This window comes from Pseudomonas petrae, from assembly GCF_021728295.1.
GTDB classification, from domain to species: Bacteria; Pseudomonadota; Gammaproteobacteria; order Pseudomonadales; family Pseudomonadaceae; genus Aquipseudomonas; species Aquipseudomonas petrae.
The window spans coordinates 20,878-38,562 of sequence record NZ_JAKJXE010000018.1; the positions used below are offsets into that span (position 1 = coordinate 20,878).

The following is a 17,685-nucleotide window of genomic DNA, read 5'->3' on the forward strand; positions in this document are numbered from 1 at the left end:
ATGCCTGCCAATGCTAAGTAGAACTGCCTCGGATTTATATTGGATGTCGCGGTACCTGGAGCGCGCCGAGAACCTCGCGCGGATGCTCGACGTCAGTTACTCGCTGTCGCTGATGCCCCAGGACGGACGCGGGGATGGCCTCAATGAAATCGCCATGCCACTGCTGATCACCGGAACCCTGGACGATTACCTGGAGCGCCACGGCGACCTGCACGCCGAGCGCTTGCTGCACTTTTTCGCGCTGGATGCCGAGAACCCGGCAAGCATCTTCAGTTGTCTGGGTGCGGCGCGGGCCAGTGCCCATGCGGTGCGTGGGCGGATTACCGCAGACATGTGGGAAAACATCAACGCCACTTACCTGGAAATTCGCGGCATCGCCGAACAGGGTTTGAGTCGCTACGGCATGAGCCGTTTCTGTGAGTGGGTCAAGGAGCGTTCGCACCTGTTCCGCGGCGCAACCTACGGCACCATCATGCGCAACGACGCGTTCCGTTTCATTCGTCTGGGGACGTTCATCGAGCGCGCCGACAACACCCTGCGCATGCTCGATGCGCGCTATGAAATGCTCGAATTGCGCGGCCCGTCCGCCAACGCGGCGGCAGACAGTTCCGCCGCCGGCTATTACCAATGGAGTGCGCTGTTGCGCGCATTGTCGTCATTCGAGGCCTACACGGAAGTCTATCGCGATGCACCGGGTGCCCGTCAGGTCGCTGAATTGCTGCTGTTGCGTGCGGACATTCCGCGCTCATTGCGTGCGTGCCTGGAGGAGCTGGACATCATTCTCGCCAGTCTGCCCGGGGCCAATGGCCGTCCCGCCCAGCGTCTGGCCGCCGAGCTGGACGCTCGCCTGCGCTACACCGGCATCGACGAAATCCTCGATGAAGGCCTGCATGAGTGGTTGAACGAATTCATTCCACTTCTGGCCCAACTGGGTAGCGTCATTCACACTTCTTACCTGGAGGCTGCATGAGACTCTCAATTAGCCACGAGACCACTTATCACTACGACGATCAGGTCCGCGCCAGCATCCAGTATTTGCGTCTGACCCCCCACGACAGCGAGCGCCAGCAGGTGTTGAGTTGGCAGTTGGCGTTGCCGCGCCCGGTGCGTGCGCAGATCGATCCCTTCGGCAATATTCTCCATGTCCTGACCCTGGACGAACCCCATGAAGCGATCGTGATCGGGGCGCGCGGGCAGGTCGAGATCGACGAGAAGCGCGAGGCAGAACATGAGACCCAGTCTTCGCTGCCGTTCCTGCGCTTCACGCGCCTGACCGAGGCTGACGAGGCGATTCGCGCCTTCGCCGCTGCGCAGACCCACAAGCGCACCGACCGCACCGCACTGATCGATATGATGCACGCGCTCAACGAGCACATCTCCTATACGCCGGGCGCTACAGCGGTCGATACCAGCGCCGCCCAGGCGTTCGCCAACCGTGCGGGTGTTTGTCAGGACCACACCCACGCGTTTCTGGCCTGCGCCCGCAGTCTTGGGGTGCCGGCGCGCTATGTGTCGGGTTATCTCTACAGTGACAGCAGCGAGCATCTGTCCAGCCATGCGTGGGCAGAGGCGTGGATTGACGACGCCTGGTACAGCTTCGATGTGACCAATCAGTTGGCGATCCCGGAGCGGCATCTGAAGCTGGCGGTCGGCCTGGATTACCTGGATGCCTGCCCGGTACGCGGCATGCGCCGTGGCGGTGGTTGCGAGCAAATGCACGCTAAGGTGGTCGTGTCGCCCTCAGCGCCGATTGCTGTTCCGACGGCTGCGAAAAAGCCTGTACCGGGGCCGATGATTCAAGTGCAACGCCAGGGCTGATCAACCCGTGGCGGTCGAGCGTTCAGCTTGGCCGCCTCCGCCCGGTCTGCGCGCTATTCAGCGCGCCGGGCAGCCTTGCTCTGATCCCATCCAATTCGCCGATCCCGCACCATCCGCCCCATATTCGAGATGAACCGACGCGGTACCCGCGCGGCCGAGGTTTGCCCGTATCACACAGGAAAGCTGCGAGTCCGTCATGGGAGTCTGCGCTTGCAAAGTGCGGGGTGCTCAGCCAAACAGCCGCGTCATGTTCGGCAAGATCAGCAGCAGCGTAGTCGCGAAGACAATTAATCCGGCCTGACGTATTTTCGAGCGCTTGAACTTGAACATGATAGATGCCTTTTCTTGTTATTCCTGAGCGACAGAAACCCATAGGCTTTCGGCGTGACCAAGGCGAGGGTTGGCAAAGGTGAGGCAAAAGAGCAGGTGCCCCGATCAGGAGATCGCGGGCGGCAGGCGCTGGGTGAAACGATTTTGTTATGGCGCCACTGCTACTGACTTAACCTTAGAGCCCGCGTGCTGTGGGGCTTAGATCGTTGAGGATTATCCAATCGCGGCTTTATAACTTCAGCACGGTTGGCGAATAGCTATCACTCAGATATTCGCTTGCTAGACGCCTGCGTGCATAACTGCCCATGTTCAATAGCTCACTACCGTTCGTCCGAGTCCGAAACTTCCCACAACCCGCTACCTTTTCAATTGATCCGGCGAAACAGCGGGCTCTGTGATATCGCTCTGTGATAGATACTCCTCCCATGACAGTCCGACTGTCGGTCTGACATATAAAAAGGCATTTCATCGGGTTAGCGAGGACAGGATGACCGAAGCGTTTATTTACGATGCCTTGCGCACGCCGCGGGGCAGGGGCAAGCCGGACGGCGCGTTGTACAGCGTCAAGCCGGTGGATCTGGTGGCAGGGCTGCTGAAAGAACTGCAAGTGCGCAATCACCTCGATACCCACCACGTCGATGACATTGTGCTGGGCTGCGTCACGCCCATCGGCGATCAAGGCGCCGATATTGCCAAAACCGCAGCGCTGGTCGCCAATTGGGCTGTGAGCGTGGCCGGGGTTCAGGTCAACCGGTTCTGCGCATCGGGGCTTGAGGCGGTGAATCTGGGGGCGATGAAGATCCGCTCCGGGTTCGAGGATCTGGTGGTGGTCGGCGGCGTGGAGTCGATGTCGCGAGTGCCGATGGGCAGTGACGGCGGCGCCTGGGTGCTGGACCCGCAAACCAATTTGCACACCCACTTCACGCCCCAGGGGATCGGCGCCGATCTGATCGCAACCCTTGAGGGCTTCAGTCGCGCCGACGTGGACCTGTTCGCCGTGCAGTCCCAGCACAAGGCCGCGCTGGCGCGGGAGCGGGGTGCGTTTCGCCGTTCGCTGGTGCCGGTCAAGGACCAGAACGGCATGCTCTTGCTCGACCATGACGAGTTCATCCGCCCCGACACGACCCCGGAGGCGCTTGGCAAACTGCGCCCGAGTTTCGAGGCGATCGGCAAAATGGGCTATGACGCTACGGCGCTGCGCGTCTACAGCCACGTCGAACGGATCGAGCACGTGCACACGCCGGGCAACAGCTCCGGCATCGTCGATGGCGCCGCTTTGATGCTGCTCGGCACCGCGCAAAAAGGTCAGGCGCTGGGGCTGCGGCCTCGGGCGCGCATTGTGATGACGGCCGTGACCAGCACCGATCCGACCATCATGCTCACAGGCCCTGCGCCCGCCACGCGTAAAGCCCTGGCGCGAGCGGGGCTGACCATCGATGACATCGACCTGTTCGAGGTCAACGAAGCCTTCGCCTCGGTGGTGCTCAAGTTCATCAAGGACCTGGGTGTCGACCCCGACAAGGTCAACGTCAACGGCGGCTCGATTGCCCTCGGCCATCCACTGGGTGCGACAGGCTGCATCATTCTCGGCACGCTGCTCGACGAGCTGGAAGCCCGGCAGTTGCGTTACGGCCTAGCGACCCTGTGCGTCGGCGGCGGAATGGGCATTGCGACGATCATCGAGCGGGTATGAGCGTGGAGCACGATAGCGCTTCGCCGACCGCCTTTATCCGATAACAGTTTCAGGAAGAACGACCGCATGACCGATGCCATTCGCTACGAAACCGGCCCACATCAGATCGTCACGCTGACCCTCGACATGCCTGCCCAGCAGGCCAATACCATGAACGCGGCGTATCGCCAGGCCATGGCCGAGACGCTCGAGCGTCTGCAGGCGGACAAAGAGGCCATTGCCGGTGTGATCATCCGTTCGGCGAAGAAGACGTTCGTTGCCGGCGGCGACCTTAACGAGCTGAGTCAGGTCGACGCCACCCGCGCCGCCGCCTTCTACCAGATGACCATGGACCTCAAGGCTCAGCTTCGGGCCCTGGAAACATTCGGCAAGCCGGTGGTGGCCGCCATCGAGGGGTCGGCATTGGGCGGTGGCCTGGAGCTGTGCCTGGCCTGCCACCATCGCATTGCAATCAGCGGCGGCCACGTGAGATTGAGCTTGCCGGAAGTCACCCTCGGTTTGCTCCCGGGCGGCGGCGGCACCGTGCGGCTGGTGCGCATGTTGGGTCTGGAAAAAGCCCTGCCGTTGCTGATGGAGGGCCGGACGATGGACGTTGATCACGCCTTGAAAACGGGTGTGATCGATCAGTTGGCCAGCGACGCCGATGACCTGATGGCCAAGGGGCGTGAATGGATTCTCGCCAATCCGGCGCCGATCAAAGCGTGGGATCAACCGGGGTTTCAGTTACCCGGCGGCACGCCTGCGCACCCGAAAGTGGCGCAGATGCTGGCCATCGCCCCGTCGATTTTGCGCAGTAAAACCCAGGGTTGCTACCCGGCGCCGGAGAAGATCCTGGCCGCAGCTGTGGAAGGCGCGCAGGTGGATTTCCACACGGCAGAAAAAATCGAGGCGCGTTACTTCACCGAACTCGCCACCGGCCCCATCGCCAAGAACATGATCGGCAGCTGGTTTCAGCTTAATCAGGTCAAGGCCGCAGAGGCGCGGCCCAAGGCGCCGCCGGTGTTCAACATGCGCAAGGTCGGCATTCTTGGGGCCGGTTTGGTGGGTAGCGGGATTGCCTATGTGACGGCAGTGGCAGGCGTCAGCGTGATCCTCAAGGACGTCAACCTGGCGGCGGCGCAGAAGGGCAAGGATTACTCGGCGAGACTGCTGAACAAGCAGGTTGCCAGCGGCCGCCTCACCGAGGCTCAGCGCGACGCCGTGCTGGCGCGTATCAAGCCGACGGGCCGCGACAGCGATCTCGAAGGCTGCGACCTGATCATCGAAGCGGTGTTCGAGAATCGCGAGCTGAAAGCGCAGGTCAGCGTCGCCGCCGAGCAAGTGGTGGTGCCGAACGCGGTGATTGCGTCCAACACTTCGACGCTGCCGATCACCGGACTGGCCAGCGCCATCAGTCGGCAGGAACGCTTCATCGGCCTGCATTTTTTCAGCCCGGTGGAAAAGATGCGCCTGGTGGAAATCATCAAGGGCGCCCGCACCAACGACATGACGCTGGCGCGGGCCTTCGACTTCGTTCAGCAGATCGGCAAGACCGCGATTCTGGTGAATGACACGCGTGGCTTCTTCACCTCGCGGGTGTTCGCCACCTACGCTGACGAAGGCATTGCCATGCTCGGCGATGGCGTCAGTGCGCCGATGATCGAAACCGAGGCGCGCAAGGCCGGGATGCCTGTGGGGCCGTTGGCGGTGTCCGATGAAGTCTCGTTGAGGCTGATGAGCCAGATTCGCCAGCAGACGCGCGAGGACCTGGCAGAGCAGGGCGTTGAGCTTGCCGGGCATCCGGCCGACGCGGTGATCGAGCAGCTTTTAAATGAGTTTGATCGCGCAGGGAAAACCTCCGGCGGCGGTTTTTACGACTACCCCGACGCCGCGCCCAAGCACTTGTGGCCAGAGTTGAAAATCCGGTTCGAGAAGCCCGACGCACAGATCAGCGGCCAGGATATTCGCGACCGCTTGCTGTTCATTCAGGCCCTCGAAACCGTGCGCTGCATGGAAGAAGGTGTGCTGCGCTCCACCGCGGACGCCAACGTCGGTTCGATGCTGGGCATCGGCTTTCCGGCCTGGACCGGCGGGGCGTTGCAGTTCATCAATCAATACGGGCTCAAGCCGTTCATTAACCGCGCCCGCACCCTGGCCGAGCGCTACGGCGAACGCTTTCAACCGCCTCCGCTGCTGCTGGAGAAAGCCGAGGAGGGCTCGCTGTTCCAGTAACGGCACCTCGTTGTGCCGTTTGAAGGGCCGATTCATCAACGAGAAGTACAGCCTGGGTTCAGCTGACGACGGCGCAACGCGGTAACTGGGCCTTGCCTTGCCCCGGCCTTCAAGGCAGGCTTGTGCCCACGCATTTTCGCTTTTGTCGCTTCAGGAATTTTTATGTCGTTACGCATCTGCATTCTGGAAACCGACGTACTTCGCCCGGAACTGGTCGATCAATACCAGGGTTACGGACGGATGTTCGAGAAGCTCTTCGCCCGCCAGCCGGTGCCTGCGGAATTCGTCGTCTACAACGTCATGCAGGGCGTTTACCCGCCGGATGACGAGCCGTTCGACGCGTATCTGATCACCGGCTCCAAGGCCGATTCCTTCGGCACTGATCCGTGGATCGAAACCCTCAAAACTTACCTGCTCGAACGCTACAAGCGCGGCGACAAGCTGCTCGGCGTGTGCTTCGGCCATCAGTTGCTGGCACTGCTGCTGGGTGGCAAGACCGAGCGCGCCTCACAAGGCTGGGGTGTCGGCATTCATCATTACAACCTCGCACCGACCCAGCCATGGATGACGCCGGCGCTGGACAAGCTCACGCTGCTGATCAGCCATCAGGATCAGGTCACTGCGCTGCCTGAAGGCGCGACGGTCATTGCTACCAGCGAGTTCTGCCCGTTCGCTGCTTATCACATCAACGATCAAGTGCTGTGCTTCCAGGGTCATCCGGAATTCATCCACGACTACTCGCGCACCTTGCTCGACATCCGTCAGGACGCGCTGGGCGAGCAGGTCTACGGCGAGGGCATCGCCAGCCTCGAAGAAGACCACCACGGCACGGCGGTTGCCGAATGGATGATGCGGTTTGTGGCGAACAAGCGTCCGGTGAGCTGAGAGCGCGGTTGGCCGGGTGTGATGATCATTGTAGGACCGGCTTCAGTCTGTAGGACCGGCTTCAGCCGGGAAGGCGTCAGTCGCCACACTGGAAAATTGACGGCGTTCGGACAGGCCCCTTCCCGGCTGAAGCCGGTCCCACTGACAGCACGTATTTCTCCTGTAGGACCGGCTTCAGCCGGGAAGGCGTCAGTCGCCATACCGCAAGATTGATGGTGCTCACACCGGCCTCTTCCCGGCTAAAGCCGGTCCTACTGACAGCACGTATTTCTACCGTAGGACTGGCTTTAGCCGGGAAGGCGTCAGTCGCCATACCGCAAGATTGATGGTGCTCACACCTGCCTCTTCCCGGCTGAAGCCGGTCCCACTGACAGCACGTATTTCTCCTGTAGGACCGGCTTCAGCCGGGAAGGCGTCAGTCGCCACACTGGAAAACTGATGGTGCTCAGACCTGCCTCTTCCCGGCTAAAGCCGGTCCCACTGACAGCACGTATTCTTCCTGTAGGACCGGCTTCAGCCGGGAAGGCGTCAGTCGCCACACTGGAAAACTGATGGTGCTCAGACCGGCCTCTTCCCGGCTGAAGCCGGTCCCACTGACAGCACGTATTTCTCCTGTAGGACCGGCATCAGCCGGGAAGGCGTCAGTCGCCATACCGCAAGATTGATGGTGCTCACACCTGCCTCTTCCCGGCTAAAGCCGGTCCTACAGTCGTATGTATATTCAAAAGCCTCAAAGCCAACCCGACCGCTTGAAGCTCGCAAACAAGACCCCGCACCCGCCGACGATCACACCCAACACCATGTAATACCCGTAATGCCAGGTCAGCTCGGGCATGTTCTGGAAATTCATCCCGTAGATCCCGGCGATGGCGGTGGGGAAGGCCAGAATCGCGGCCCAGGCGGCAAATTTGCGCTGGGTCAGGCTCTGCCGTGAAGACTCCAGCAGCAGGCTGATTTCGATGGTCTGGCTGGCGATGTCGCGCAGGTTGGAAAGGTCTTCCATCTGCCGTTTAACGTGGATCTCCACGTCGCGGAAGTACGGGCGCATGTTCTTGTCGATGAAGGGGAAGCTCAGCTTCTGCAGCTCCTCGCCAATCTCGACCATGGGCGCCACGTAGCGGCGCAGGCGCAGCAGGTCACGACGCAGCGCGTGGATGCGGTGGATGTCGGATTCATTGAGGTCCTTGCGCAGCACGTTGTGCTCAAGCTCTTCAAGCTCGCAGTGAATCGATTCGGTGACCGGCTGATAGTTCTCGGTGACGAAATCCAGCAGCGCATACAGGACGAAGTCTTCTCCATGCTCCAGCAGCAACGGCCGGGCTTCGCAGCGCTGACGCACCAGGCCATAGGACTTAGAGTCACCGTTGCGCGAGGTGATCACGTAACCCTTGCCGGCAAAGATGTGGGTTTCGATGAAGATCAGCTTGCCGTTTTCGCGGATCGGCGCGTAAGTCACGATGAACAACGCGTCGCCGAAGGTCTCCAGCTTCGGCCGGCTGTGGACTTCCAGCGCGTCTTCGATGGCCAGCTCGTGCAGATTGAATTGTTTCTGCAGCGTGGTCAGTTCTTCAAGGCCCGGCTGCTCCAGGCCAATCCAGACGAAATGCCTGGGTTTCGCCGCCCAGGCCGCGCCTTCGTCGAGGGAAATATTGGTGACTTTCTTTCCGGCACTGTAAACGGCAGCGGCAACCACTCGACCCATAATGTCTGCTTCTTCTTTTAGGGAAACCTGATGCGCAGCTTAGCGCGCTCCCTGATCAGAGTCGGCGGATTTAAACGAGTTCGCAGGTTATTTCAGTGTTGTTCAGCGTCTGTTTGGATGCCGGCCGTTGACCCGCGGACTTGCGCGTCCATGCTGGCGATGCAGGCCTGCATCTGGCCATGGCAGAGCGCGATGAGCTGCGGGATATCTTCGCTGGTCAGGCCCGAAGTCGGGATCGCGGGCAGCGTGCGGATAATCACCTCGCCGCTGTCCCATCGATTCAAATCCATGCTGCGCACGTAGGTGCTCACGCAGACGGGCACGATGGGCACACCGGCCTCGATCGCCATCTGGAACGCGCCGCGTTTGAACGGCAGCAATTCCTCGCCTTTGTTGCGTGTGCCTTCGGGGAATACCCAGATCGAGGTGTCCTTGTGCTGCAGGGTTTCGGTGGTCTGGAGAATGGCGCGGCGTGCCCGTTGCGGGTTGCCACGATCAATCAACACGTTGCCCGCCAGCCAGAACAGCTGGCCGAAGAAGGGCACCCATTTGAGACTTTTTTTACCGATGCAGACCGTGCGCGGCGGCACGATGTTGCCGAGGACAAACAGGTCGTGGTTGGATTGATGGTTACAGATGATCACGCAGGGCCTGGCCTGCTCGAACTGCAGGCTGAGCTGCGCATTCAGGCGCAGCCCGAGAATCCGCATGGCGGGGAGGGCGTAGAGGCGAGCACACAGGCGGCTGTTGTCCGGGTTGAACGGGCGGCACAGGCCAAGCAAAAGCCCCAGTGCGCCGGCGACGAGAAAGTGCAGGCCCATCAACAACATACGCAGAACGAACAGCATGCAAAACCACCCGGTAGGCGAAAGGCCGCGCAGTGTACGGATGTGCACTGGAATCGGCAATCGCCCACGGGCCGGGCGGAGGATCAGGAATTTAACGGGATGTTTCAGGGGAAACGCGCCGCAAGGAATGCAGCGCGTTGTCGGTGATCCCTCAGAGCGGGATCTGACGATCCAGCTCGATCGCCCGGTCGAGGGTCTCGAGGAATTCCTTGCGTACTTTCAACTTGGTCTGCTTGTGGGCGCGCATGTTGATTTTCTTCATCTGCAGCGCCACGGTGCGCGCAGCCTCGGTGAGTTCTTCCGGGGCGACCACTTTGTCGAAGAACCCGGCTTGCAGCGCGCCCTTGGGATCGAACATCTCGCCGCAGATCACCGAGCGACCGAAGGCACTTTTGCGCAGGCGGTCACGGGCCAGTTCGATGCCGGCGTGGTGCATGGTCATACCGATTTGCACCTCGTTCAGACCGATGCTGAACGGGCCTTCGACGCCGATGCGGTAATCCGCCGACAGCAGCAGGAAGGCGCCTTTGGCCACGGCATGACCACCGCACGCGACCACGATCGGGAACGGAAACGACAGCATCCGCCGCGCGAGCGTTGAGCCTTCTGCGACCAGGGCCATGGCGGCTTCCGGCGACGCGGTTATGATTTTCAGGTCATACCCGCCCGAGAGAATGCCCGGCTGACCGGTGATGATCACCACGGCGCGGTCCTGCTCGGCGCGGTCCAGAGCGGCATTGAACGCGGCGACCACGTCGTTGCTGATGGCGTTGACCTTGCCGTTGGTCAGGGTCAGCGTCGCAACGCCGTCATCCAGTTGATAGGCGACCAAATCACTCATGGAGCTAGTCCTTTTTGTTTTGAAGTGGCGCAGACGTTACTCACCCGGCAGGGCAAGGTAAAGCGTAAAGGATGACTGGCAAGTCAGGGGATCGGGTCGCCGACGCTGGCGACCCTGAGAGGGAGCGGGGCGGTTACACCTCGACTTCGTTCAGTTCGCAGTATTCTTCCCAGTCCATGTCCAGTGCCTCGGCCGCTTCCTTGTGCGTAGCAAGACGCAGCGCCTTCAGTTGCTCGGGGGTTTCGGCAATAAAGGTCAGCGCCAGCTCCCAGGTCGGGATGCCCTGGGCTTCGGCTTCGTCTTCGAAGGCCCAGAGGGTCAGCTGTTGCTGTTCTTTCGGGCTCAAATCCTGGATTTCAGCCTGCAACATCGGATTGGTCACGATGTACTTCGCCAAGGCAGCTTCGGTCCAGTCGTTTGCGTTCATGCGGGGGTGATCTCCTGTGGGTCGAGCTGACGTGTTGCTGTGGGTGGGATGCTGCCGGGGTCATGAGGCAAGCGGCGATTGTGCGTGATGTGAATCACTGGCGCCAGTCACAGGCGACCCGTCGGTCGGGGTAGGCTTGGGCTCAGGCCGCTGAATGAATAGCGCCGCTGCGGACAAATAAAAGGGGCCCGCTTTGCAGCGAGCCCTCGGTCAACGGCGTCGGAATATCAACCGATCGCCATCGGCTTCTTCACATTGCGGTGCGCGTTATCGCCCAGCAATGGGTGCGGACCGTGGGCGCCATACACGCCAACCGGTTCCGGAAAGGTGCGCAGCAGGGTGATGTACAACAGCGCCGCCAGGCCAAGGGTGATCGGCAGGCTGATGTCGATACCGCCCGCCAGATTGCCCAGTGGACCGACGAACTGCCCCGGCAAGTTGACGAAGCACAGGCCCACCGCTGCGCTCGGAAGCCAGGCGCCCAGACCGCGACAGTTCCAGCCGTGCTCGAACCAATAGTGACCACCGCTCTGGCCACGGGTGAACACTTGCAGGTCCGCCGGGTGATAGAAGCCGCGGCGAACGATCAGGCCCAGCACCATGATCACGATCCACGGAGAAGTACAGGTAACTATCAGCACGGCGAAGGTCGACACGCTTTGCACCAGATTGAAGGCGAAGCGGCCGATGAAGATGAAGGCAATCGCAGCGATGCCGATCAGAATCGTCGCCTGGGCACGATTGAGCAGGCGCGGAAACATGCTCGACATGTCCAGCCCGGTGCCGTAGAGCGACGTCGTACCGGTCGACATCCCGCCGATGATTGCGATCAGGCACACCGGCAGAAAGAACCAATTGGGCGAGACCGCCAGCAGGCCGCCGACGTAATTGTTGTCCGTGATGTATTGCGGCGCCTGGGTGGCCACGATGGTCGCCGTGCACAGCCCGAACAGAAACGGGATCAGCGTGCAGATCTGTGCCAGAAACACCGACGCCATGATGCGTTTTTTCGATGTCTGGCGTGGGATGTAGCGCGACCAGTCACCGAGAAACGCACCGAACGACACCGGATTGCTCATCGCCAAAAGTGCGGCACCAATGAACGCTGCCCAGAACCCCTCACTGCCACGGTTGACCGTACCGGTGAAGCCCGCATCGAAGCTGCCGCTGAAAGCAAAGATGCCGAGCAGGAACAACAGGCTTGAAGCGAACACCGCGATCTTGTTGACCCACAGCATGAAGCGAAAACCGTAGATGCACACCACCAACACCAGCACGGCGAAAACGCCGTAGGCCACCGCCAGCGTGAAGTCGTTTTCCGGCAGGCCGACCATGCGTTTGGCGCCGCCGATCAACGCATCCCCCGAACTCCAGACCGACAGCGAGAAGAACGCCACCGCCGTGAGCAACGACAGAAACGAGCCGACGATGCGCCCGTGAACCCCAAAGTGCGCGCCGGATGAAACCGCGTTGTTGGTGCCGTTGAGGGCGCCGAACAGACCCATCGGCGCAAGGATGATCGACCCGAGCACGATGCCCAACAGGATTGCCCAGACGCCGGCCTGGAACGACAGGCCGAACAGCACCGGAAAACTGCCGAGCACGGCGGTGGCGAAGGTGTTGGCGCCGCCGAAGGTCAGACGAAACAGGTCGAGGGGCGCAGCGTCGCGCTGATGATCGGGGATCTGTTCGACCCCGAAGGTTTCGATCGTAGTGGTGGGGTGAGCCATGGGATGTTCCTGCGCGCTGTCGTGTTGTTATAAGGCCGGCGCTAGGCGCTGGCCCGTTATCTCGACCGGTGAACCCGATCGTGGCATTGGCAGTGGTCGGCATTGCGACCCTGAATCAGGTAAGGCAGTGCGTTGTGCGTGCGGCAGCCTCTGAGGACCACTCGCCATCGATTGCGCGTCCCCGCTAGCCCGTTTTCACGGACAGGTGTTCGTGGCACGCCAGCCAGCGCCCGCCGTATTGCCGAAAGACAATGCTTTCGCGCTCGCTGAAATGGCTTTCTTCATCGCCGAAGCGAACGTGGGTGTCGACGTCGTGCATGAAAATCGCGATATCACCCTGCAGGCTGATGTGGGCGTTGCGCGATTGGCAACCCAGAACGGTAAAGCCGTCTGCCTGCCAGCCAGCCCACACATCGCGGTAAGCGGCGCGTGACAGCAGGGGCGCAGGCAAGGTGTGAAAGAGGAACGTGGCGTCTTCAGCGAATGCGGCGAAGTAGGCATCCGTGTCGTTGCTGGCGAATGCGTCGATGAGCGTTTGTGCGGCGTGTTGAATGGCGTCGTGGTGGATCTCGGTGGAGGTCATGGCCGGCTCGTTTTTGTGATTCTGGCGATGGGGCCCGACTGTAAGCAGCTCTCACGGGGCATCACATCGGCGCCGGTAAAAACTTAGTTCAGAATATTGAGAAGTAATGGCTGGCGGTCAGCCTCGAGCTGCAAGCTGCAAGCAGCGGTGCGTCGTCAGTTTCCTGAGGATTTCATCAGGCCGCTTTTAACGGGTTGACGAACCCGGCCGCCGGAGGGGTCGAAGCAGGCGCTGTCATAACGAGGGGCAACGCACGTCGAGGGGAGGCCAGGGGGCGGCGGGCGAATGCTCTGCAGCCGGTCGGCAATCTCACGCTCGTTGGTGATGATCAGCTTTCTGCGTCGACTAACCTGCAAAATCTCGGTGGCGTTTTTGTTCAGGCGATAGGGGAAATCGGTTTCTTCCCATTCACTGGACATCCGTGCCGGTGGCGGACGCTGTACGGTGGATTCGCCGACGTAAGTCGGGCAAGGGCTGTAGGCGAAGCTGATTGCGCCATTGGCGGCGACGCACTTGAAGACGTCGGCATTTGCTACGCCGCACAAGAGCAACGTCATGACCGCTGCGGACAGTACTGGAAATCTGCTCATCGAAACCTCCCTGGATGGCGCAAGGCTACCATCTGAGAGGTTCGGCTGTCAGTGACGCTGATCGGGTCAATGGGTTTCGTGGGCGGCTTTCTGGACTTTCGCCAACGCGAGTGCTGCGAACATGTCGGCGTCGCCTTGCAACACCTTCAGGTGATCTTCGACATGATCGACGCTTGAGCGCGGCTCTTCTGAATCAACCAGTCGGGTCACTTCGCGCAACGCATTCGCCGTGATCCACAGGCTCTGGCGCAACTGGCTGATGATTTTCACCATGCTTTCCGAGTTGTCGAGATCGGCTTCACTCTCCATCTCCCGGGTCGTCTGCATCGTCGGAAATGAGGGCAGCTCAGCGCGGGCCGAGGCATCTACTCCAGTCACGACGCGGGTGATGTCCACACCGGCGGCGGCGATCTTGAACAGATAATCCGCCCTGGGCAATCGCTGCCCGCTTTCATAATGCCCCTGGGCGTTGGCTTCCACCCCACCGATGGCGCCCAGTGCGCTTTGCGTCAATTTCAGACGTTTCCTTTCCTGCCTCAAACGTTTACCGATGCCATTCATCAACCTTCTCCTGCGAATTCGCACCCTGCTTGTGTCTCTCGCGGGTGCGCAATGGGGGCCGGAATACGGACTGTTTTCTTTTGGTGTAGAGCTAGCCACGTATGGGAATTGGAGTCATTCACACAGTACAACGGGTAGACATTAGCTGTTCAGCACTCAAATGGCGATTTTTCCGACGCTTTGCGTGGAAAAATCAACGCTGGACGATTCTAGTTATTCCACTGGATTAGGTCACGCGGTCGTTTGCAGGGTGGGATGGCGCGGGTTAGGCCCTGCGGGGATTAAAAATGCAGGGGAGGAAAGGCTGCGGAGCATACGCCGACTGCCCCATCCCTGCCGCCCTCTACATGTGCAGCGTTTAATCGGTGATATCGGGGCGTCAGGACGCCGGGCTATATCCTACAGGCAGCGTCTGCTGGTCTGTCAGGATTGGGCCTTTCAAGGCGAGGCAAGCTGACACACAATTTGTCACGCCTTGGAAACTGGCCTGCAAAGGTGCGCCCGCAACGCTCTACCCCTCGTATTGCGACTCGAAACGCTTTCTCGGCGACAACCCGTTCATGGCAGAAGCTGTCTGAGCTCAGGGCGGGTCTTGCCCGTTCGGAGGTTGCCCATTCAATCGGATTGAGCAGAGATGTTTGAGCTGCCGCTGAACAGCAAGGACACATCATGGAATGAACAGCCACGATCCAGCGGATACAACCCCCCGGGCTATATATAAGTTTCTCTTCTGGGTATTACTGAGCGTGCTACTTATTTATTACCTGCTCGAACATGTTCCAGGCGGGATTGCTGATGCAGACGAGCTGGTGCTCAAACATCAGCTAAAGCGGGGCGCATGGGTTTACGTTACTCATTACGGCGCACCTGCGACCGATCTCGACACCTTGAGGTTTTACTTGAGTGATCCGATCCCCGGCGCTGATGAGGAAATCCTCAAAAACCTGAATGAGCGTAACTCGTTTGTGATCACCGACAGTGCCCTCGAAGACGTGATGATCCGCGAGACGGAGGACGGTGTCGGCATTACTGTGAAGGGCGCGGTCTATCGCTACTTCAGTAAGCAATATACCCAGAGTGACGGGTTGCAGTCTTATCGGGTGAGCTTGTACCAGCAGGATGAGCGTGGCTAAGTGATTGGGGGCGGGCAGGTCAATGGGTGAGAAACGCAGTCAAGCCTGCTGGCTCGCGCCGCCTCGGCAATTCGACTAATCAGAACTCCCCGGAAACAAAAATCCCCGCACGCCATAAGCGTTGCGGGGATCTTTTTAATGTGGCGGTGAAGGAGAGATTCGAACTCTCGATACAATTTCTTGTATACACACTTTCCAGGCGTGCTCCTTAAGCCACTCGGACACTTCACCGTATCTCTTCAGACGTTCAGTCTGTCGAGGCGCGCTAATGTAGTCGAAAGCTTTGGCGAAGGCAAAACTTTTTTTCAGAATTTTCATGCGCTTAAGCAAAAAGCGCGAAGCCCCGGGTGCTCATAAAGGTCCGGGGCTTTGCGTTGAAGGCGAGAGCGAGGGGATCAGGCGCCGAAGCCGCCGTCGATGGTCAGGCTGGCGCCGGTGACGTAGCCCGCTTCGGGGCCGGCGAGGTAGGCGACCATGGCGGCGATTTCTTCGGATTTGCCGTAGCGCGGGATGGCCATCAGGTTCATCAGTGATCCGGCAAAGTCGCTGTCGGCCGGGTTCATGTCGGTGTCGACCGGGCCGGGCTGGACGTTGTTGATGGTGATGCCGCGCGGGCCGAGGTCGCGGGCCAGGCCTTTGGTCAGGCCGACCAGCGCCGACTTGCTCATGGCGTAGACGCCGCCACCGGCGAAGGGCATGCGGTCGGCGTTGGTGCTGCCGATGTTGATGATGCGACCGCCTTCTTTCATATGCCGCGCCGCTTCCTGACTGGCGATGAACACACTGCGTACGTTGATGGCCAGGGTTCGGTCGAAGTCTTCAAGGGTGAATTCGTCGAGTGGCGCGATGGCCAGCACGCCGGCGTTGTTGACGAGAATATCGAGGCCGCCGAACGCCTTCACCGTCTTGGCGACGGCGTCGCGAATGTCTTCGGCGTTGGCGCTGTCGGCCTTGATGGCCAGGGCCTTGCCGCCGGCTGCGGTGATGCTGTCTTGCAGTTCTTGCGCTTTGGCTTCCGAGCTGACGAAAGTGAAGGCCACTGCTGCGCCTTGTTCGACCAGCCGTTTGACGATCGCTGCGCCGATGCCGCGCGAGCCGCCTTGTACCAGTGCTGTTTTGCCGATCAGATTGGTGGGATGAGTCATGTCGATCTCCTGTAGCCCTGAGTGATGGGCAGTGAGTGATAGGTAGTGAGTAGTGAGTTGATGGACACGAGTATCTGCCGACGATTACCCGCGCGGTAGCCGGTAATAGAGATAGTCTGTGTAAACCGAAAGTTGTGAGTGAGTGCGATGGAAAACTTCAGCAGCATCGAGTGCTTCGTGCGCAGTGCCGAGGTCGGCAGCTTTGCCGAGGCTGCGCGCCGCCTGAGCCTGACGCCCGCTGCCGTCGGCAAGAGCGTCGCCAAACTTGAGGCGAAGCTCGGCGTGAGGCTGTTTCAGCGCAGCACGCGCAAGTTGACGCTGACAGAAGCCGGCCAGCGTTTTCTCGGCGAGGTCAGCGCGAGCCTCAACACCATTCAGAACGCTGTCGCCAACCTGGCCAGCGCCGAAGGCAGTCCCGCCGGCACTTTGAAAGTCAGCGTCGGCACTATGTTCGGATGCCTGTATGTGGTGCCGCTGCTGGCCGATTTTCTGCAGCGCTATCCGGCCATCACGCCCGACTGGCATTTCGATAACCGGCAGGTGGACCTGATAGGGCAGGGCTTCGACGCTGCCATCGGCGGTGGCTTCGATCTGCCCCAAGGCGTCGTCGCGCGCAAACTGGCGCCCGCCCACCGCGTGCTGGTGGCGTCTGCGCAATGGGTGCAAGCCCACGAAGGCATCACGCATCCGGACGATTTGCACGACTGTGACGGCATTCTGATCCGTTCGCCGCAAACCGGGCGGATCCGGTCCTGGCCGTTGAGCCATCGCAGTCATGAGCAAAGCCCGCTGCGCATGAAGGTGCGCATGACCCTGAGTGATTCCGAGGCTGCCTGCCGCGCGGCGAGTCAGAGTCTGGGCGTCGCGCTGGTGAGCATGCCGTTCGCCCTGCCGTACCTGCGCAGCGGTGCGCTGCAACGGGTGCTGCCGGAGTGGTATGTCGAGGACGGCAACATTTCCATCTATTACAGTGGGCACAAGTTACTGCCGGGCAAGACCCGCGCGTTCGTCGACTTCATCATCGAGCAGTTCGCCGAACAGCAATGGGCAAGGCATTTCAGTGCCGTTTGAGCGGCGCAACCCCCTGTAGGAGCGCGCTTGCCCGCGAAGAGGCCGCCTCAGCAGACGTTGATGGGTTTGACAGAACGTCATCGCAAGCAGGCTCACCGCATTAAGGTCTTGATAGGA

At 60.6% G+C, this 17,685-nt stretch carries 16 protein-coding genes, 1 tRNA gene and 1 pseudogene; 7 read left to right on the forward strand and 11 right to left on the reverse strand.

The window, feature by feature from the left end:
- The first annotated feature begins 10 nt into the window (after positions 1-10).
- From L4G42_RS23450 to L4G42_RS23470, 5 genes are all read left to right on the forward strand, one after another.
- Positions 11-970 carry an alpha-E domain-containing protein gene (locus L4G42_RS23450; protein WP_065989404.1) on the forward strand — a complete coding sequence of 320 codons (960 nt, stop codon included), beginning with the start codon at positions 11-13 and terminating at the stop codon, positions 968-970.
- Positions 967-1,818, forward strand: a complete 852-nt coding sequence (locus tag L4G42_RS23455) for a transglutaminase family protein (RefSeq protein WP_237253861.1) — start codon at positions 967-969, stop codon at positions 1,816-1,818. The genes L4G42_RS23450 and L4G42_RS23455 overlap by 4 nt, the downstream gene beginning before the upstream one ends.
- Positions 1,819-2,635: 817 nt before the next feature.
- On the forward strand, positions 2,636-3,841 hold the full coding sequence (locus L4G42_RS23460; RefSeq protein ID WP_237253860.1) for an acetyl-CoA C-acetyltransferase: 1,206 nt from the start codon (positions 2,636-2,638) through the stop codon (positions 3,839-3,841).
- A 66-nt stretch (positions 3,842-3,907) separates the two neighbouring features.
- Positions 3,908-6,052 carry a 3-hydroxyacyl-CoA dehydrogenase NAD-binding domain-containing protein gene (locus L4G42_RS23465; protein WP_237261246.1) on the forward strand — a complete coding sequence of 715 codons (2,145 nt, stop codon included), beginning with the start codon at positions 3,908-3,910 and terminating at the stop codon, positions 6,050-6,052.
- Between the two features lie 162 nt (positions 6,053-6,214).
- Positions 6,215-6,937, forward strand: coding sequence for an amidotransferase (locus tag L4G42_RS23470; protein ID WP_237253858.1), 723 nt, complete (start codon positions 6,215-6,217; stop codon positions 6,935-6,937).
- A 76-nt stretch (positions 6,938-7,013) separates the two neighbouring features.
- On the opposite strand, the pseudogene L4G42_RS26475 reads toward L4G42_RS23470, so the two are convergent.
- The 9 genes and pseudogenes from L4G42_RS26475 to L4G42_RS23510 form a co-directional block, all read right to left on the reverse strand.
- Positions 7,014-7,322, reverse strand: a pseudogene (locus tag L4G42_RS26475) ((2Fe-2S)-binding protein); the annotation flags it as partial.
- A gap of 345 nt (positions 7,323-7,667) precedes the next feature.
- Entirely contained in the window at positions 7,668-8,639 is a 972-nt protein-coding gene (locus L4G42_RS23475) for a magnesium and cobalt transport protein CorA (RefSeq protein ID WP_237253857.1), read from the reverse strand.
- Positions 8,640-8,731: 92 nt separating this feature from the next.
- Positions 8,732-9,487: a lysophospholipid acyltransferase family protein gene (locus L4G42_RS23480; protein WP_237253856.1), complete on the reverse strand. Its 756-nt coding sequence runs from the start codon at positions 9,485-9,487 to the stop codon at positions 8,732-8,734.
- Between the two features lie 151 nt (positions 9,488-9,638).
- On the reverse strand, positions 9,639-10,328 hold the full coding sequence (locus L4G42_RS23485) for a crotonase/enoyl-CoA hydratase family protein (RefSeq protein ID WP_237253855.1): 690 nt from the start codon (positions 10,326-10,328) through the stop codon (positions 9,639-9,641).
- Between the two features lie 133 nt (positions 10,329-10,461).
- Positions 10,462-10,755 carry a DUF6388 family protein gene (locus L4G42_RS23490; protein ID WP_237253854.1) on the reverse strand — a complete coding sequence of 98 codons (294 nt, stop codon included), beginning with the start codon at positions 10,753-10,755 and terminating at the stop codon, positions 10,462-10,464.
- A gap of 227 nt (positions 10,756-10,982) precedes the next feature.
- On the reverse strand, positions 10,983-12,485 hold the full coding sequence (locus L4G42_RS23495) for a purine-cytosine permease family protein (RefSeq protein WP_237253853.1): 1,503 nt from the start codon (positions 12,483-12,485) through the stop codon (positions 10,983-10,985).
- A 184-nt stretch (positions 12,486-12,669) separates the two neighbouring features.
- Positions 12,670-13,068, reverse strand: coding sequence for a YybH family protein (locus L4G42_RS23500; protein ID WP_237253852.1), 399 nt, complete (start codon positions 13,066-13,068; stop codon positions 12,670-12,672).
- Between the two features lie 155 nt (positions 13,069-13,223).
- A complete protein-coding gene (locus tag L4G42_RS23505; protein WP_237253851.1) occupies positions 13,224-13,658 on the reverse strand; it encodes a DUF4124 domain-containing protein in 435 nt (144 codons plus the stop codon).
- Positions 13,659-13,724: 66 nt separating this feature from the next.
- Positions 13,725-14,219: a helix-turn-helix domain-containing protein gene (locus L4G42_RS23510; RefSeq protein ID WP_237253850.1), complete on the reverse strand. Its 495-nt coding sequence runs from the start codon at positions 14,217-14,219 to the stop codon at positions 13,725-13,727.
- A gap of 674 nt (positions 14,220-14,893) precedes the next feature.
- Here L4G42_RS23510 and L4G42_RS23515 point away from each other — a divergent pair.
- Positions 14,894-15,352 (forward strand): hypothetical protein, encoded by a 459-nt coding sequence (locus L4G42_RS23515; RefSeq protein ID WP_237253849.1) that lies wholly within the window; start codon positions 14,894-14,896, stop codon positions 15,350-15,352.
- A 141-nt stretch (positions 15,353-15,493) separates the two neighbouring features.
- On the opposite strand, the gene L4G42_RS23520 is transcribed toward L4G42_RS23515, so the two are convergent.
- Positions 15,494-15,583: transfer RNA gene (locus L4G42_RS23520), tRNA-Ser, on the reverse strand.
- A 164-nt stretch (positions 15,584-15,747) separates the two neighbouring features.
- Positions 15,748-16,497: a 3-oxoacyl-ACP reductase family protein gene (locus L4G42_RS23525; protein ID WP_237253848.1), complete on the reverse strand. Its 750-nt coding sequence runs from the start codon at positions 16,495-16,497 to the stop codon at positions 15,748-15,750.
- Between the two features lie 147 nt (positions 16,498-16,644).
- Here L4G42_RS23525 and L4G42_RS23530 point away from each other — a divergent pair, with 147 nt between their 5' ends.
- Positions 16,645-17,568: a LysR family transcriptional regulator gene (locus L4G42_RS23530; protein ID WP_237253847.1), complete on the forward strand. Its 924-nt coding sequence runs from the start codon at positions 16,645-16,647 to the stop codon at positions 17,566-17,568.
- The last annotated feature ends 117 nt before the right edge of the window (positions 17,569-17,685 follow it).

Bases quoted from the DNA above. Each gene is read 5' to 3' on its own strand.
- L4G42_RS23450 (WP_065989404.1), top strand. From the start codon at position 11: ATGCTAAGTAGAACTGCCTCGGATTTATATTGGATGTCGCGGTACCTG.
- L4G42_RS23455 (WP_237253861.1), top strand. From the start codon at position 967: ATGAGACTCTCAATTAGCCACGAGACCACTTATCACTACGACGATCAG.
- L4G42_RS23460 (WP_237253860.1), top strand. From the start codon at position 2,636: ATGACCGAAGCGTTTATTTACGATGCCTTGCGCACGCCGCGGGGCAGG.
- L4G42_RS23465 (WP_237261246.1), top strand. From the start codon at position 3,908: ATGACCGATGCCATTCGCTACGAAACCGGCCCACATCAGATCGTCACG.
- L4G42_RS23470 (WP_237253858.1), top strand. From the start codon at position 6,215: ATGTCGTTACGCATCTGCATTCTGGAAACCGACGTACTTCGCCCGGAA.
- L4G42_RS23475 (WP_237253857.1), bottom strand. From the start codon at position 8,639: ATGGGTCGAGTGGTTGCCGCTGCCGTTTACAGTGCCGGAAAGAAAGTC.
- L4G42_RS23480 (WP_237253856.1), bottom strand. From the start codon at position 9,487: ATGCTGTTCGTTCTGCGTATGTTGTTGATGGGCCTGCACTTTCTCGTC.
- L4G42_RS23485 (WP_237253855.1), bottom strand. From the start codon at position 10,328: ATGAGTGATTTGGTCGCCTATCAACTGGATGACGGCGTTGCGACGCTG.
- L4G42_RS23490 (WP_237253854.1), bottom strand. From the start codon at position 10,755: ATGAACGCAAACGACTGGACCGAAGCTGCCTTGGCGAAGTACATCGTG.
- L4G42_RS23495 (WP_237253853.1), bottom strand. From the start codon at position 12,485: ATGGCTCACCCCACCACTACGATCGAAACCTTCGGGGTCGAACAGATC.
- L4G42_RS23500 (WP_237253852.1), bottom strand. From the start codon at position 13,068: ATGACCTCCACCGAGATCCACCACGACGCCATTCAACACGCCGCACAA.
- L4G42_RS23505 (WP_237253851.1), bottom strand. From the start codon at position 13,658: ATGAGCAGATTTCCAGTACTGTCCGCAGCGGTCATGACGTTGCTCTTG.
- L4G42_RS23510 (WP_237253850.1), bottom strand. From the start codon at position 14,219: ATGAATGGCATCGGTAAACGTTTGAGGCAGGAAAGGAAACGTCTGAAA.
- L4G42_RS23515 (WP_237253849.1), top strand. From the start codon at position 14,894: ATGAACAGCCACGATCCAGCGGATACAACCCCCCGGGCTATATATAAG.
- L4G42_RS23525 (WP_237253848.1), bottom strand. From the start codon at position 16,497: ATGACTCATCCCACCAATCTGATCGGCAAAACAGCACTGGTACAAGGC.
- L4G42_RS23530 (WP_237253847.1), top strand. From the start codon at position 16,645: ATGGAAAACTTCAGCAGCATCGAGTGCTTCGTGCGCAGTGCCGAGGTC.